Here is a 15,343-nt window from a genome sequence, read left to right on the forward strand (position 1 = left end):
TTGCGCAAAGTGCCGAAGGGTGCGAGTGCTGGAAGACAAATAGCCCGGATGCCTTTACGCGGTTGGGGGTTGCGGATACAGCGCAGCAATGGCGATATAGGCGCCTAATAAAATTTCAGGGGTCGTTTCATGCCGCTCGCCACGTTGATTCATCGCGCCAGTTTGCCCAGCCCGCAGGTGTCTGCCGAGCAGGCCCGGCAATGGCTGGCGGAGCATTACGGCCTCAGCGGCACGTTGCAGGCCCTTGGCAGTCAGCAGGATCTGAATTTTCGCGTCGACAGTCCGCGCGGGCGCTTTGTGCTGAAAATCTGTCGTGGCGATTACGCCTTGGTGGAGCTGCAAGCCCAGCATGCTGGCCTCAAGTACCTGGCCGAGCACGCGGCGGTGACGGTGCCCCGGGTGATCGCGGCCAATAACGGCGAGGATCTGCTGTCACTGGAGGTTGGGGGCGAAGCCGTCCATGTGCGACTGCTGGATTACATCGAGGGCCAGCCGCTCACGCATTTCGATCACTTGGGACGCGACGTTGTAGCGGGGTTCGGCCGGCTCTGCGGTGAGATGGATCTGGCGCTGGCCGGGTTCGACCATCCGGGCCTTGAGCGCACGTTGCAGTGGGATTCCCGCCACGCCAGTGCACTGATCAGCCATCTGCTGCCGGTGATCAAGGATGAGCAGCAACGCGCATTGATTGCCGATGCGGCTAAACAGGCCGAGCGCCGTTTGCAGCCGTTGCAGGGCAAGCTGCCGATACAGGCGATCCACATGGATATCACCGATGACAATGCCGTCTGGGCGCGCGATGCCCAGCGTCACTGGCAATTGCAGGGCGTGATCGACTTCGGCGATCTGGTGCGCACCTGGCGCATCACCGATCTGTCGGTGACCTGTGCGGCGTTGCTGCATCACGCCGGTGGCGATCCGTTTGTCATCCTGCCGGCGGTTCAGGCGTATCACGCGGTCAACCCGCTGCAAAACGAAGAGCTGCAAGCGCTGTGGCCATTGATCGTCGCGCGCGCGGCGGTGCTGGTACTCAGTGGCGAGCAACAGGTCAGCATCGACCCGTCGAATACTTACAGCCGCGACAACCTCAGCCATGAGTGGGAAATCTTCAGGGTGGCGATATCGGTGCCACAGGCACTGATGGAAGCGGCGATCCTCACTGCCGTCGGTCACGCATTGCCGGCGATCGACAGCGAAGGTTTTGCGCCCTTGCTGCCCGGTCTGGTCGGTTGCGAATTTGCGCTGATTGATCTTGGTGTCCTGAGTCCGCATTTCGAGGGCGGCAACTGGGAGCAGGCGGGTATCGATCAGCGCCTGCTGACTGAAGCAGCTGCGGTGCATGGTCTGGCGGCGAGTCGTTACGGTCAGTACCGTTTGTCGCGGACTCGTCCGGACAGTGCCGTAGAGCCGGACACATTCCCGCTGCACGTGGAATTGCGCGTGCCCGATGGCGCCACCGTGGAGGCACCGTTCGCTGGCGTCGTGCATCAGGCGGCAGACGGCGTGCTGCAACTGGATGGCCCGCAACTCAGCCTGCGGCTGTTGGGCGTGACACCTTCGCTGCACAGCGGCGCGGCGCTGGTCAAAGGCCAGGTGCTGGGCGCGGTGAGCGGCCCGTTGCGGGTGCAGTTGTGCCGTGGCGCGCAGCTCGATGCGCCGTTGTTTTGCACGCCGTCTCATGCGCCGGCATGGCAGGCACTGTGTCCATCGCCTGCTGCGTTGCTGGGGCTGGCCTGCGATGCCGAGCCGGAGCTGGATGGCAAAACCCTGCTTGAACGCCGCGATGCCAGTTTCGCCCGCACGCAAAAACACTATTACGTCGACCCGCCGCGCATCGAACGCGGCTGGCGCAATCACCTGATCGACATGCAGGGCCGCTCCTATCTGGACATGCTCAACAACGTCGCGGTGCTCGGCCACGGTCATCCGCGCATGGCCGCTGTGGCTGCGCGTCAGTGGTCGCTGCTCAACACTAACTCGCGGTTCAACTATGCGGCGGTTGCCGAGTTTTCCGAGCGCTTGCTGAAGCTGGCGCCGGAAGGCATGGATCGAGTGTTTCTGGTTAACAGCGGCAGCGAGGCCAATGACCTGGCGATCCGTCTGGCATGGGCCTACAGCGGCGGTCGCGACATGATCAGCGTGCTGGAGGCCTATCACGGCTGGACGGTCGGCGCCGATGCGGTGTCGACGTCGATTGCCGACAACCCGAAAGCCCTGGAAAGCCGTCCGGACTGGGTGCATCCGGTGCCTGCGCCCAATATGTATCGCGGTGAGTTCCGTGGCGTCGATTCGGCACCGGATTATCTGCGCAGCGTTGAGCATCACCTGGAAAAACTCGCCGAGCAGAAGCGCCAATTGGCCGGGTTTATCTGCGAACCGGTGTACGGCAATGCTGGCGGTATCTCGCTGCCGCCGGGTTACCTGAAACAGGTTTACGCCTTGGTACGCGCGCAGGGCGGGGTGTGCATCGCCGACGAAGTGCAGGTCGGCTATGGGCGTATGGGTAAATTTTTCTGGGGCGTTGAAGAGCAGGGCGTGGTGCCGGACATCATCACCATGGCCAAAGGCATGGGTAACGGCCAGCCACTCGGTGCAGTGATCACTCGCCGGGAAATTGCCGAAGCGCTGGAGGCTGAAGGTTACTTCTTCTCGTCAGCGGGTGGTAGTCCGGTGAGCTGCCAGATCGGCATGGCGGTGCTCGATGTCATGGAAGAAGAAAAGCTCTGGGAGAACGCGCAGGTGGTCGGTGGCCACTTCAAGGCACGGCTTGAAGCGTTGATCGATAAACATCCGCTGGTGGGCGCGGTGCACGGTTCCGGGTTCTATCTGGGGCTTGAGCTGATCCGTAACCGCGAGACGCTGGAAGCGGCGACCGAAGAGACCGCGCTGCTGTGTGATCGCTTGCGCGAGCTGGGGATTTTCATGCAGCCGACCGGGGATGATCTGAATATTCTCAAGATCAAACCACCGATGGTGACGTCGCGTCAGAGTGTGGATTTCTTTGTCGATATGCTCGATCAGGTCCTCAGCGAAGGTCTGTAGAACGAAGCCAATCCCCTGTGGGAGCGAGCTTGCTCGCGAAAGCGATGTGTCAGTCCCCTATGCAGTTACTGATACACCGCATTCGCGAGCAAGCTCGCTCCCACATTTTGTCTTGGGTTTTTAATTCGATTTGTATCGGCTTTTATTGAATTTATTTAGATGAAAGGCATTTAACAAGCTTCTAAAGCCGATATTTATCGGCTATAAAGTCGCCATTGCTCCGGCATGGCGTCTCGCTGTCCGGTGCGCGCGTTTTCTTTTCGGTCGAATGGTCGACCGTCAAAGCACTTGCCCGGAGATGATTCATGAGTCGTATCGTTACCGTCGCCGCCACTCAGATGGCCTGTTCGTGGGATCTGCACGCCAACCTCGAAATCGCTGAAAGGCTGGTGCGCGAAGCCGCCGCCAAAGGCGCGCAGATCATCCTGATCCAGGAGCTGTTCGAGGCGCCGTACTTCTGCCAGAAGCCGAACCCGGACTACCTGCAACTGGCGACGACGGTGGAAGACAACATCGCGATCAAGCACTTCCAGAAAGTCGCCAAAGAACTGCAAGTGGTGCTGCCGATCAGCTTCTATGAGCTGGCCGGCCGCGCGCGTTTCAACAGCATCGCGATCATCGACGCCGACGGCAGCAACCTCGGGATTTATCGTAAAAGCCACATCCCGGATGGCCCGGGCTACCACGAGAAGTACTACTTCAACCCGGGCGACACCGGTTTCAAAGTGTGGAACACCCGTTACGCGAAGATCGGCGTGGGCATCTGCTGGGATCAGTGGTTCCCGGAAGCCGCACGCAGCATGGCCTTGCAAGGTGCAGAAATCCTCTTCTATCCAACGGCAATTGGCAGCGAGCCGCACGACAAGACTATCTCGTCGCGCGATCACTGGCAGCGTGTGCAGCAGGGCCATGCCGGCGCCAACCTGATGCCGCTGATCGCCAGCAACCGCATCGGCAATGAAGAACAGGACGGCTACGACATCACGTTCTACGGCTCTTCGTTCATCGCCAACCAGTTCGGCGAAAAAGTGCAGGAGCTGAATAAAACCGAAGAAGGTATTCTTGTGCACACTTTCAACCTCGACGAGCTCGAACACATTCGCAGCGCGTGGGGTTCATTCCGTGACCGCCGTCCGAACCTGTACGGCGCGTTGAAAACCCTCGACGGTTCCCTGGAGTCCTGATCCCGATGACCACCTTGAAAAGTACCCCACGCGCCGACGGCTTTCACATGCCGGCCGAGTGGGCGCCGCAAACGCAGACCTGGATGATCTGGCCCGAGCGCCCGGACAACTGGCGTCTGGGCGGCAAACCGGCGCAAGCCGCACACGCAGCGGTGGCCAAAGCCATCGCGCGTTTCGAACCGGTGACCGTTGCCGTTTCCGCCGGCCAATACGAAAACGCCCGCGCCCGCCTCGATGTGCCGAATATCCGCGTGGTCGAGATGTCCAGCGATGACGCCTGGGTACGCGACAGCGGCCCGACCTTCGTCATCAACAACAGCGGCGAAGTGCGCGGTGTGAACTGGGATTTCAACGCCTGGGGCGGTTTCGACGGCGGTCTGTATTCGCCGTGGAATCGTGATTCGCAGGTTGGCGGCAAGATCCTCGAGATCGAGCGCAGCCCGCGTTACCGCACTGAAGGTTTCGTGCTTGAAGGCGGTTCGATTCACGTCGACGGCGAAGGCACGCTGATCACCACCGAAGAATGCCTGCTCAACCGCAATCGCAACCCGCACCTGGGCCGCGAAGAAATCGAAGCGGTACTCAGCGCCAATCTGTCTGTGGATAAAATCATCTGGCTGCCGGACGGTTTGTTCAATGACGAAACCGACGGCCATGTGGATAACTTCTGCTGCTACGTGCGTCCGGGCGAAGTGCTGCTGGCGTGGACCGATGATCCGCAAGATCCGAACTACCCGCGCTGCCAGGCGGCGATGAAAGTGCTGCAAAGCAGCACCGATGCCAAGGGTCGCCCGTTCACGGTGCACAAAATGCCGATCCCGGGCCCACTGTACGCGACTGAAGAAGAGTGCGCCGGTGTCGATCCGGTGGACGGTACCCAGGAGCGTAATCCGTCCGTGCGTCTGGCCGGTTCCTACGTGAACTTCCTGATCGTCAACGGCGGCATCATCGCGCCGAGCTTCGACGATCCGATGGATGCCCCGGCGAAAGAGATTCTGCAGAAGCTGTTCCCGCAGCACGAAGTGGTGCTGGTGCCGGGCCGCGAACTGTTACTGGGTGGCGGCAATATCCACTGCCTGACCCAACAGCAACCCGCACCGCACAAAGAGTGAGTTGAGTCGTAACAGCTTGAGTTGATTACCAAATCAGTCGAGCATTGATTAGCTCGCTATGCATGTAAAGAGGCCCGCAGCCCGGTTGGATTGCGGGCTTCTTTGTATCCACTTGTCGACAACAGAGAAACATTGGCATAGCTCTTGTATTCATCACCCGTGCACTAGGGAGGGGGGAGAACTTCAACAGTTCTGTCATAAACCTTGGATAACTTAGCCGCTCATGAACGGGGAGAGAGCGCTGAAATGAACGCCGAAGTGAACGTAGTCAGCGAGCGGACGTTGCATCCCATGGCCGTTAACGGCGAATCGCTCCAGATTGTCGCGCACTGGTTGAAGTCCAATGGAACGCGTCAGATCAGGCAACCTGATCCGCGCCGGACGATGATCGAGCGTTACCCCGCTGGCCTGTTCAGCGAGGCCGAACTGGATGCGTTGTGGGCTGTGATGGAAGGATAAGAAGAACAACAGGGATTGGTAAAAGCGCTGCCGGGATGGCGGCGCTTTTTTATGCACGACTGTTTTGTGAACACCCATTCAATGTGGGAGCGAGCTTGCTCGCGAAAGCGTCCGGTCAGTCAACATCGTCGTTGAATGACCCACCGCATTCGCGAGCAAGCTCGCTCCCACAGGATGTGTATGAAATCAGAAACTGTAGGTGCCGGTCATCACCACGCTGCGCGGCGCCCCCGGCTGGATTTGATACTGGCTGGTCGCCGACGCGTAATACTCGCGATCGGTGATGTTGTTCAGCGCCGCGCGCAAGTCCCAATCCTTCAAGCGGTAACCGACCAGCGCATCCCAGCGACCATAACCCGGCAACACCGTGGTGTTGGCGTTATCGGCATAACGCTGGCCGACCAGGGTCAGACCGGTTTCGCCGTACCAGCCCATTTCCGGTTTCCAGGTCAGGAACAAGCTGCCGTTGTGCTTGGCAACGTTGTTGATGCGTTTGCCTTCGAGGCCGTTGTTGTCCTTCTCGATCTTCGCATCCTGCATACCGACACCACCGCGCATGTACCAGTTGCCGACGATGTTGCCGGTGGCGGTCAACTCGATCCCGCGCGAACGCTGCAGACCGGACATCACGGTCAGGGTCGGGTCGTTCGGATCAGTGGTGCGGCGGTTGTAGAGTTCCAGGTCATAGATCGCCAGCGTGGTGCTCAAGCGGTCATCGAGCCAGTCACTCTTCACGCCAATCTCTTTTTGCTTGGTCAGCTCGGGACTGAGGTCGTTGGTGTTGCCGGCCGCACCCGGGGTGATGCCGATCAAACCACCGCCGACTGGCGAAAACGTCTTCGACCACGAGGCGTAGAACGAGTGATTCTGCAACGGCGTCCAGACCAGGCCGACGCGCGGGCTGGTGCTGTGGCTGTCGCGATCTTCAGAAATGTTTCGCAGCTTGTTGGTCGACTCGATATCGAAGGTGTCGTAGCGCAGACCACCCAGCAGTTGCCATTGATCGTTCAGGCGCAGTTGGTCCTGCACGTACACCGCACGGCTTTCGACTTCGGTGTGGCTGCTGCTGGAAACCTGCATGCTGCCGGTGTGGCGCAGATCGCGGTTCGGGTTATACAGGTCGAGCGCCGGCACCGGCTGCGCGCCCGGCGTTCTGCCGGTGGCGGCGTTATACAGCGTCGGATCGCGGCGCTGACTGCCGATCTCGACGCCAGTGAGCAGCCGATGCTCAAGACCAAAGGTATCGAAACCGCCTTCCAGTTCGATGTTGTTGTACACGTTGCGGGTGGTCAGATCCTGCTGCCAGTGCTGACGCGTGACCTTGTTGGTCGCCGGCGTGTAACCGGTGAGGTAAGTGTTGTCGAAATCGCTGTCGAGCTTGAACACGCCGAGGGTCTGGCGCAGTTGCCAGTTGTCGTTGATCTCGTAGGTGAGTTTCGAGCGCAGCGATTGCGACTTGTCGTCGATAAAGTCGTGATCGTTGCCGTAAGTCGTGTCCCGACCGACATCCGCCGGGCGCCCGTTAATGCCGGGAATGCCGCGATCCGGGGTGCGGTTGTAGCGGCTGTATTCGTATTGCACCAGCCAGTTCAGGTCCGGCGTCAGTTGCCAGCTCATCGACGGCGCGAACAGTTGGCGATTACCGCTGACGCCATCACGGAAGCTGTTTTCATCCATGTTGCCCATGTTCAGGCGCAGGCTGATGTTTTCACTCGGGTCAGTACTGAGGTCGGCGTAAAGACTGCGCAAATCTTCGCTGCCACCCTGGGCTTCGATGGTCGAGCGACGGCCGAACTCCGGCATTTTGCTCACGCGATTGACGATCCCGCCCTGACTGCCACGCCCGTACAACACGGCGGCCGGGCCTTTAAGGACTTCGACGCGTTCGATGTTATGCAGATCGCGCTTGTATTGGCTGTCGTCGCGGATGCCGTCGAGATAGAAATCGTTGCTGGCATCGAAGCCGCGAATGCGCAGGCTGTCGAAGCGGGTGTCGGCGCTGCTGCTGACGTTGGGCATGCCGCTCAAGGCGTCACCAATATCGTTGGTGCCGTAGTTGGCGACGTTCGAGGTCTTGATCGAATCGATCGCCTGCGGCACGTAGCGCACGGGTGTCGAGGTGCGGGTCGCGGTGCTGCTGAGCTTCACCCGTGGGTCATCGGCTTGCGCTTCGGCGCTGATCGCGGTGGCGGGTAACTCGGTCGCGGAGTAGGCAAAACCGCTGGACAGAAAAGCAGAAAGCCCAAGAGTGACGGGCGTAAGACGGAACGGGGCAGGCATTGAACAGCGCATCCGAAAGTGTGGAAGGATTTGAGCGCGCGAATGGTAATGCTTTGCATTTACTTCCGTTAATTATTCCTTATAAGTTCCCCTGTCTGATTGTTTCAATTTGTGTCCGAATCGACACAATCTGACCGCTGGGCCAATTCGACCAATTCATGAAACAGACTGAAAGCCATTCCGGCGTTTTTCCGCATGAGTGCGCGGACTAATCTGCCGCCATCGATTTCTCTCACTTTTGCCGGAGCTTTCCCCATGATTCTTCATTACATCTACGACCCATTGTGTGGCTGGTGTTATGGCGCCAAGCCGCTGGTAGAAGCGGCGCAGGCTGTGTTGCCAGTGGTCGCCCATGCCGGGGGCATGATGAGTGGTGCCAATCGCCAACGTGTTTCTCCACAACTGCGCAATTACGTCATGCCCCACGACCGACGCATTGCCGAGTACACCGGCCAGCCTTTTGGCGAAGAATATTTCGAAGGTTTGCTGCGCGATCACTCGGCGGTGTTCGATTCGACGCCACCGATTGCTGCGGTCATGGCGGTCGAAGCCATCGACCGAGGCGGTCTGCGCATGTTGGCGCGTTTGCAGACCGCGCACTATGTGGAAGGGCGACGCATCGCTGATTCAGCCGTGCTGTTGGAATTGGCGGTGCAGATGGGCTATGCGCAGGAAGATTTCCACATTGCGCTGGAGTCGGTTGACAGCGAGGGGCACATAAAGGCCAGTCGCCAGTTTCTGGCTCAACTGGGCGGCCAGGGTTTTCCGACAATGGCTCTGGAACAGAACGGGACATTCCAATTGGTCGACATCAGTCCCTGGCTGGGCAAGCCGCAAGCATTTGCCGATTGGTTGCAACAGGCAATCGTCCTCGATGAAACCGGTGAAACTTCTGCATTTTGTTCTATCGATGGTTGCGCCTGATACGCGCTGGATTCACTGACTGTTTGCATTTCCCAGCAAGGACTCAGCGCAAAATTTACGTTTCTTAGACGATTTTTACCTATTTAAAGACGATTCTTGAAATTGACACATTGTTCAGGGCACGGCTACGATTCGGCCCAACGCCTGTGGCCAACCGCCATGACTCAAAATAAGGAGCAGGCCCGCCATGACATGTCGTGGGCGGGTCTTTTTGTTTCGGGGTGAATAAAAGAGTGCAAAAGCGCCGTTTCCGCCGTTCGACACAGCGCGTTTCAACCCGTAATAAGGAAAACAAAATGTTGAACAAGCGAATCAGTCTGATCGCATTGGGGATGTTGAGCGCTACTCAGGCCATGGCTAACGACCAGGCCGAGTCCAAGGGTTTTGTCGAAGACAGCAGCCTCAAAGTGCTGCTGCGCAATGCTTACATCAATCGTGATTACAAAGATGGTCGTCCGGACAAAGCCGAGTGGGGCCAAGCGGCCATCGGTACGTTCTCGTCCGGTTTCACCCAAGGCACCGTGGGTGTCGGTGTCGACGCTTTCGGTCTGTACGCCCTGCGTCTGGACGGTGGTGAAGGTCGCACCGGCGCGCAAGGTATCGACTTTTTCAAGCAAGCTGATCACGCGCCTGGCGGCAGTGATAAAGCGGCCAATGATCTGTCCAAGGGCGGTGCAGCCGTCAAATTCCGTATTTCCAATACGGTGCTGACCTACGGCGACCAGATGCCGGCCTTGCCGGTACTGAACTACGACAACTCGCGTCTGCTGCCGGAAAGCTACACCGGTACGTTGATCACTTCCAAAGAGATCAAAGGTCTGGAGCTGAACGCCGGTCGTTTCACCGCCGAATCGCGCAAGAGCGCTGAAGGCCGTGACAGCGGTGGTCTGAAGTCGATCAACGTATTGGGCGGTAGCTACCAGTTCACCGAGAACTTCAAAGGCGCGTTGTACGCTTCCGACGTCGAAGACGTATTGAAGAAACAATACGTGAATGCCAACTACGTGCTGCCGTTCAACAAGGATCAGTCGCTGACCCTGGACTTCAACGGCTACCGCACCAAGCTGGATAGCTCGTACGTTCGCGAAAACACCGTTCCGGGCGAGAGCATCGTGACCGGTCGCGACAACAAGATCTGGAGCCTGGCTGCAACGTTCGCCACTGGCCCACACTCGTTCACCGTGGCGCACCAACGCTCCACCGGCGACAGCAACCTGGGCTACGCCTACGGCGGCTACCAGAAAGAACAGGGTCGTGTCGGCGACGGCGGCAACACAATCTACCTGGCCAACTCCTACTGGTCCGACTTCAACGCTGAAGACGAACGCAGCTGGCAGTTGGGCTACGGTCTGGATTTCGGCGCCTTTGGCGTACCGGGTCTGAGCTACAACTTCGCTTACGTGCGTGGCGACAACATCACCACCTCCACCAGCGAAGGCGGCACCGAGCGCGAGATCTTCAACCAGTTCAAATACGTCGTGCAGTCTGGCCCGGCCAAAGACCTCAGCGTGAAACTGCGTAGCTCGATCCTGCGTGTTTCGCAGAAATCCAGCGAATACAACGTCAGCGGTAACGAACTGCGTGTATTCGTGGATTACCCGATCAACATCTTCTGATGCCTGATCAAGTGTAAGAAACATGAGAAAAACCCCGACCGGTTCGGGGTTTTTTTTCGACGGTTTTTCGACTAAAACCGGAAAAAACCCGTGTTTTTGTCATGTAAAAGTTGTTTTCAAGTGGCTGCAAACGCCGTTTCAAACAGGGCTTTAAATGCCTGAAATTCTTTCTCATGGACGCAAATTCTCCACCTAATAGATTAGGCCGCTCAACGCAGCGGAGAATTTGGTAATGATCGTTTTGAACAGAGAAGTGGGCGAATCGCTACGGCGCGACAAATATGTCAACGTCCAGGGTGGTGACTTCAATCTCTACGGTCATTTTGCCGACTTCGTCAGACTGACCAAAAGTTGGGAAAACATGGAGCCTGACAGCTACTACGGTCAGGCCGAAGCCGGCATGCGTTACCGTCGTTACAGCGACTTCGAGTACAACCCCAAGACGCGCGAGCTGAAGCAACTCGAGCATCGCGCCTATGTGCAATCCAAGGAAAACAACGCCTATGTCGGCGGCCTGGTGCGGCACTTCCAGGACTTCTCCGATGAAGTGATTACTTCGCCGGTGATGCGCAGCCTGATCGACACCGATTTCGAAGTGTACAAAAGCGTGCTGCCGGAAGAGCTGCACGATGAAATCTGGCAATGCCAAATTCATCAGATCCGTATCGAGATCAAACCCGGCAAACAACTGGAAATCACCCCTGAAGGCATTCACTGCGACGGCTATCCATTCAGCGGTGTGCACTTCTGGGGCCGCAACAATGTCGAGGGCGCGGAGAGTCGCCTGTACGACATCCACGAGCATCAATTGGCGTCGACCACCTACCAGGAAATTCTCGACACCACTTACTTCCTAGACCGCGACATGCGCCACTACGTGACACCAGCGCGCAACAATCACACCCATGCCATGGCGTATCGGCAGATTCTGGCGATTTCCTTCTCGCGGCCCGGGACCGCTTTCGACATTGTTCGCTAATCAGATCACCCCAATCGACGGCGTCGAGTGCTCGACGCCGGTGGTGCTGCGACGCGCCACGGCCAAGGATGCGCAGCGCATGGAGCGCTTCTTCCGCCAGTTCGACGAAGTGTCCTTCTGCGAATGGCAGGACGCCAAGTGCCTGCGCGGCGTGCTGATCCAGAAAACCACCACGGCCTATCTCGCCTTCGACGTCGCTGGCGAAATCGTCGGCGCTGTGCTCGGCGGTATGCTCGGCAGTCGCGGCACTATCAACCATTTGGCCGTGAGCCCGCGCTATCGCAGCCAGGGTGTCGGTCAACGGCTGGTTGAAGCGGCGTCGTCCGACATGAAACGGGTCGGGGTGTTACGGATGTTTCTGTTCGTCGACGATGCTAACCTCGCGGGCAAGCGTTTTTGGACTGCCCAGGGTTTTTGCGAGCCCCATGGCGAACGGACATTTGAGAGGGATCTATGAATGAAACGTCCGGCAGTGCGCCGTTGATGGTCAACCATCAACCGTCGCGCACGTTTGCCGAAGCCAGTCCGGTGGTCGCTGGTTACTTCACGGTGTCATTCGTGTTCGGCCTGATGGCCGTCAACGCCGGCCTGCCGATGTGGCTGCCGGTGGCGATGTGCTTGTTCGTGTATGCCGGCGCTTCGCAATTCGCCGCGCTGGCGCTGATTTCCAGCGGCGCCTCGCTGACCACCATTGTGCTGACCACGTTCCTGATCAACGCGCGGCATATGCTGATGTCGGTGTACATGGCCAAGGCCCTGCGCGCACTCGGCTTGAGCCGCATGGAGCGCTGGGCTTACGCCGGTGGCCTGACGGATGAATCCTTTGCGTTCCACAGCGTCAAACTCGGCACGGGTGCGCCGGTCAACGTGCGCTATCTGATCGGCTTCAACCTGTTCTGCCACACCTCATGGGTACTCGGCGGTTTGCTCGGCGCGGTCTGCGCGCAGTACGCGGCGCACCTGATCAAATATCAACTCGATTACGCTCTGACGGCGATGATGCTCTACGTGCTGGTGTCGCTGTGCAACACGCGCAACAAACTCATCGCCGCCGCCGCTGCCGTGGTGTGCATGAGCGCGCTGAGCCTCGTCGGTAGTTCGCCGTTCAATGTGTTTATCGCCACGTTTGTGGGCTGCGGAGTGGGTGTATGCCTGACCAAACGTTCCTGATTCTGGTCGTCGCGCTGATGATGGCTGTGACCTTTCTGCCACGCGCGCTGCCACTGCAAGTCAATACCGAGCACTGGCCGCCGTTTGTTGCGCGGGCGCTGGAATACTTGCCGGTGGCGATCGTCGCTGCGATCAGCCTGACACCCTTGTTGATCAAGGATCAGCACATACAGCTCGATCGCCCGGAATTCTATGCCGCAATTCCGACGTTGTTATGTGCGTATTTCAGCAAAAACCTCTTTCTCAGTGTGGCGGTTGGGACGGCCGCGTACATTGCGCTCGGCTCGTTCATGTAGCGGCAGATCGACAACGTCGCTCAACGCCTGGTTCGACAACTCCGGATTATTCACCGCCAGGCGCACTTCGAGGAAATCCTCGAAACCGGGGAAAATCGTCAGGCCGTTCTTCTGCGCGGCCTCACGCGAAACCATGCCGACCGCGTCCATCTGTGTGATCAGCGACAGCGTCAACGTTTCACTGCACGAATAGACCATGCGCTGGCCGTTCTCGTGATTGCCCAGCCCGGCGTCGAGAAAACGCAAGAAACTGTGGGAATACGGACAATCTTCCGCAGGACGCACCTGAAACTTGTTGCCCAGCAACGTCAGCGGATCGTTCTCCTGCCCGCAATGCGCACCGACGACTTGTACCTGCACATCCGGCAAGACAATGCTCGGCAAACCCGGCCGTTGCGGACCGATCAGCACCGCGAGATCGAAGTCTTCATTCTTCAGCTTGCTGAGATTTTCCATCGACTCGGCGTAACTGAATTCCATCTGATAATCGGGAAACACCTCGATCAGGCGTCCGATCATTCGCCGGTTGAAGTCGGCGGACAAAGTGTTGTTCAACGCAACCTTCAACGTGCGCTGGCCCGGCACTTTCAATGCCTCGACTTTCTCTTCCATCTGTCGCGTGGCAATCAGCACTTTGTCCATATACGGCGTCAGCTCAGTGCCTTGCGGCGTTAGCGTCAGCCCTTTGTTGGAACGTCGAAACAAGCGGAAACCGAACTGTTCTTCGACCTTGTTCAACTGCGCGGCCAACGCCTGCACAGTCAGGCACGAATGCTCGGCTGCGGCCGACAACGAGCCGGTCTGCACGATGCGCATGAGGTTGCGTAAGGTTCTGCTATCCATGGGTAATGCCCTCTGAAGTGGGCTGGGTATTGTTGTTTACGAGACTGCCGGTCAGGCGCCATATGCTGGCTATATTCCTGTACCTGAGCATAGTTGTCGCGGGTTTAGTAGCGAATTGATGCCCCCGCCGATGGCTGGAGGCTGACACAGGATCGGGGTTTTTGGTGACGTGGGGGTGATGGGGGTCAAAAAAAGTGCGTGGTTTTGGTGCGTGAGATGGGTTTTCGTCGCCGATATCTAACGGAATTATTATTCGCTTATGTATTAAAAAGTAATTTGTGTCCGTATCTGTACTACGCTGATATTCAGGTACCTAATCAAGGAGGCGGCCACATGCCCACCTCATCGCAGGCCATAAACCCTCGTGAACAACTCGACGCCCCCGAAGCCGGCCGCGTTGCGCTGAAGTTCTTCTTCAACCTTATGGAGCGTTGGGGCTGCAGCGCAGAGCAGCAACGCACATTGCTGGGCGGTGTCGGTAACACCACGTTCTATAAATACAAACACCTGCCGAACATACGTCTGCCTAACGATACCCTTGAGCGCATCTCTTATCTGATGGGCATTCACAAGGCGTTGAGCATCATCTTCAGCAACAGCCGCGAGCGCGCTTACACGTGGGTCAGCAGCCCTAACACGGCGGCGCCGTTCAATGGGCAAACGGCGCTGGATTACATGCTGGCCGGACGCGTGGTCGACATCGCCGATGTGCGTCGCTATCTCGATGGGGTACGCGGTTGAAGGCGCCCGATTTGGTTGATGTGGCGTGGACGCGAGCCTACCGGATCGTCAACAGCAGCTTCCCGCCGATTGCGCTGTTCGAAGATGTGCTCGATCCCGAAGACCTGGAAGTTGCCTACGCGATTGAAGCGCTGACCAATGATCGGCTGATCGAACAGGCCGGGGTTCTCGCCCGAGTGCGTCCCGAGGATCGACTCTCTGGCCCCGGCTCGACTCCGGTGATGGCTGCGTTCACCCACATCGGCAAACGCAGTCGATTCTGCGACGGCACCTTCGGCGTTTACTACGCTGCGAGCAGTCAGGCAGCAGCCATCGCCGAGACCTGTTATCACCAGGAACGATTTCTTGCGGCGACTCAGGAAGCGGATATTGAGTTGACCATGCGGACTTACGTTAATCGGGTGGTTAAACCGCTGCACGATATCCGCCACGATCACCCCGAGTTGCACAATCCGGATCCGGAAGTTTACGGGCCGTCTCAGGCTTTCGCCCGGCAACTGCGCGAAACCGAGTCGTGGGGACTGCTCTACAACAGCGTCCGTCTGCCGGGCCATGAATGCGTCGCCGCATTTCGACCTCCAGCGGTATCGATTCCGAAGCAGGGCAAGCATTTGCGCTATGTGTGGAGTGCGAGTCAGCAGAAGATTTCGTTTGTGCTTGAGATCAGTCAGGTCTGAAACGCAAAAGCCCTCGCATC

The 15,343-nt window shown here is 58.3% G+C and carries 14 protein-coding genes; 12 read left to right on the forward strand and 2 right to left on the reverse strand.

Translation table 11 applies throughout. The annotated features are described in order from the left end of the window. The first annotated feature begins 129 nt into the window (after window positions 1–129). From FGA82_RS09955 to FGA82_RS09970, 4 genes are all read left to right on the forward strand, one after another. Window positions 130–3,042 carry an aminotransferase gene (locus FGA82_RS09955; protein ID WP_141126955.1) on the forward strand — a complete coding sequence of 971 codons (2,913 nt, stop codon included), beginning with the start codon at window positions 130–132 and terminating at the stop codon, window positions 3,040–3,042. 305 nt (window positions 3,043–3,347) lie between these two features. Further along, window positions 3,348–4,226: an N-carbamoylputrescine amidase gene (aguB, locus tag FGA82_RS09960; protein WP_141126956.1), complete on the forward strand. Its 879-nt coding sequence runs from the start codon at window positions 3,348–3,350 to the stop codon at window positions 4,224–4,226. A gap of 5 nt (window positions 4,227–4,231) precedes the next feature. Then, a complete protein-coding gene (gene aguA, locus FGA82_RS09965; protein WP_038359875.1) occupies window positions 4,232–5,338 on the forward strand; it encodes an agmatine deiminase in 1,107 nt (368 codons plus the stop codon). Window positions 5,339–5,584: 246 nt separating this feature from the next. Next, the gene (locus tag FGA82_RS09970; RefSeq protein WP_141126957.1) at window positions 5,585–5,797 is read left to right on the forward strand and encodes a hypothetical protein; all 213 of its coding nucleotides are present in this window, start codon (window positions 5,585–5,587) and stop codon (window positions 5,795–5,797) included. Between the two features lie 186 nt (window positions 5,798–5,983). On the opposite strand, the gene FGA82_RS09980 is transcribed toward FGA82_RS09970, so the two are convergent. Further along, the gene (locus FGA82_RS09980) at window positions 5,984–8,077 is read right to left on the reverse strand and encodes a TonB-dependent receptor (protein ID WP_141126959.1); all 2,094 of its coding nucleotides are present in this window, start codon (window positions 8,075–8,077) and stop codon (window positions 5,984–5,986) included. A 255-nt stretch (window positions 8,078–8,332) separates the two neighbouring features. Here FGA82_RS09980 and FGA82_RS09985 point away from each other — a divergent pair, with 255 nt between their 5' ends. The 6 genes from FGA82_RS09985 (at window position 8,333) to FGA82_RS10010 (ending at window position 13,062) form a co-directional block, all read left to right on the forward strand. Continuing rightward, complete coding sequence (locus FGA82_RS09985) at window positions 8,333–9,001, forward strand: DsbA family protein (protein ID WP_141126960.1); 669 nt, start codon at window positions 8,333–8,335, stop codon at window positions 8,999–9,001. A gap of 296 nt (window positions 9,002–9,297) precedes the next feature. Next, on the forward strand, window positions 9,298–10,617 hold the full coding sequence (locus FGA82_RS09990) for an OprD family porin (RefSeq protein WP_141126961.1): 1,320 nt from the start codon (window positions 9,298–9,300) through the stop codon (window positions 10,615–10,617). A 232-nt stretch (window positions 10,618–10,849) separates the two neighbouring features. Continuing rightward, entirely contained in the window at window positions 10,850–11,596 is a 747-nt protein-coding gene (locus FGA82_RS09995) for a 2OG-Fe dioxygenase family protein (protein WP_116029292.1), read from the forward strand. 79 nt (window positions 11,597–11,675) lie between these two features. Beyond that, on the forward strand, window positions 11,676–12,053 hold the full coding sequence (locus FGA82_RS10000; protein WP_008080517.1) for a GNAT family N-acetyltransferase: 378 nt from the start codon (window positions 11,676–11,678) through the stop codon (window positions 12,051–12,053). Then, on the forward strand, window positions 12,050–12,766 hold the full coding sequence (locus tag FGA82_RS10005; protein ID WP_141126962.1) for an AzlC family ABC transporter permease: 717 nt from the start codon (window positions 12,050–12,052) through the stop codon (window positions 12,764–12,766). The genes FGA82_RS10000 and FGA82_RS10005 overlap by 4 nt, the downstream gene beginning before the upstream one ends. Next, window positions 12,745–13,062 carry an AzlD domain-containing protein gene (locus FGA82_RS10010; protein WP_007952614.1) on the forward strand — a complete coding sequence of 106 codons (318 nt, stop codon included), beginning with the start codon at window positions 12,745–12,747 and terminating at the stop codon, window positions 13,060–13,062. Before FGA82_RS10005 ends, FGA82_RS10010 begins: the two co-directional genes overlap by 22 nt. On the opposite strand, the gene FGA82_RS10015 is transcribed toward FGA82_RS10010, so the two are convergent. Then, on the reverse strand, window positions 12,979–13,905 hold the full coding sequence (locus FGA82_RS10015; RefSeq protein WP_141126963.1) for a LysR family transcriptional regulator: 927 nt from the start codon (window positions 13,903–13,905) through the stop codon (window positions 12,979–12,981). The genes FGA82_RS10010 and FGA82_RS10015 overlap by 84 nt on opposite strands. A 333-nt stretch (window positions 13,906–14,238) precedes the next feature. Here FGA82_RS10015 and FGA82_RS10020 point away from each other — a divergent pair, with 333 nt between their 5' ends. Together FGA82_RS10020 and FGA82_RS10025 are read left to right on the forward strand one after the other, a co-directional pair. Beyond that, window positions 14,239–14,646 (forward strand): MbcA/ParS/Xre antitoxin family protein, encoded by a 408-nt coding sequence (locus tag FGA82_RS10020; RefSeq protein ID WP_141126964.1) that lies wholly within the window; start codon window positions 14,239–14,241, stop codon window positions 14,644–14,646. Between the two features lie 11 nt (window positions 14,647–14,657). Beyond that, window positions 14,658–15,323 (forward strand): RES family NAD+ phosphorylase, encoded by a 666-nt coding sequence (locus FGA82_RS10025; RefSeq protein ID WP_141126988.1) that lies wholly within the window; start codon window positions 14,658–14,660, stop codon window positions 15,321–15,323. Window positions 15,324–15,343: the final 20 nt, after the last annotated feature.

This window comes from Pseudomonas fluorescens, assembly GCF_005938625.1.
In the GTDB taxonomy this organism is placed as follows: domain Bacteria; phylum Pseudomonadota; class Gammaproteobacteria; order Pseudomonadales; family Pseudomonadaceae; genus Aquipseudomonas; species Aquipseudomonas fluorescens_BD.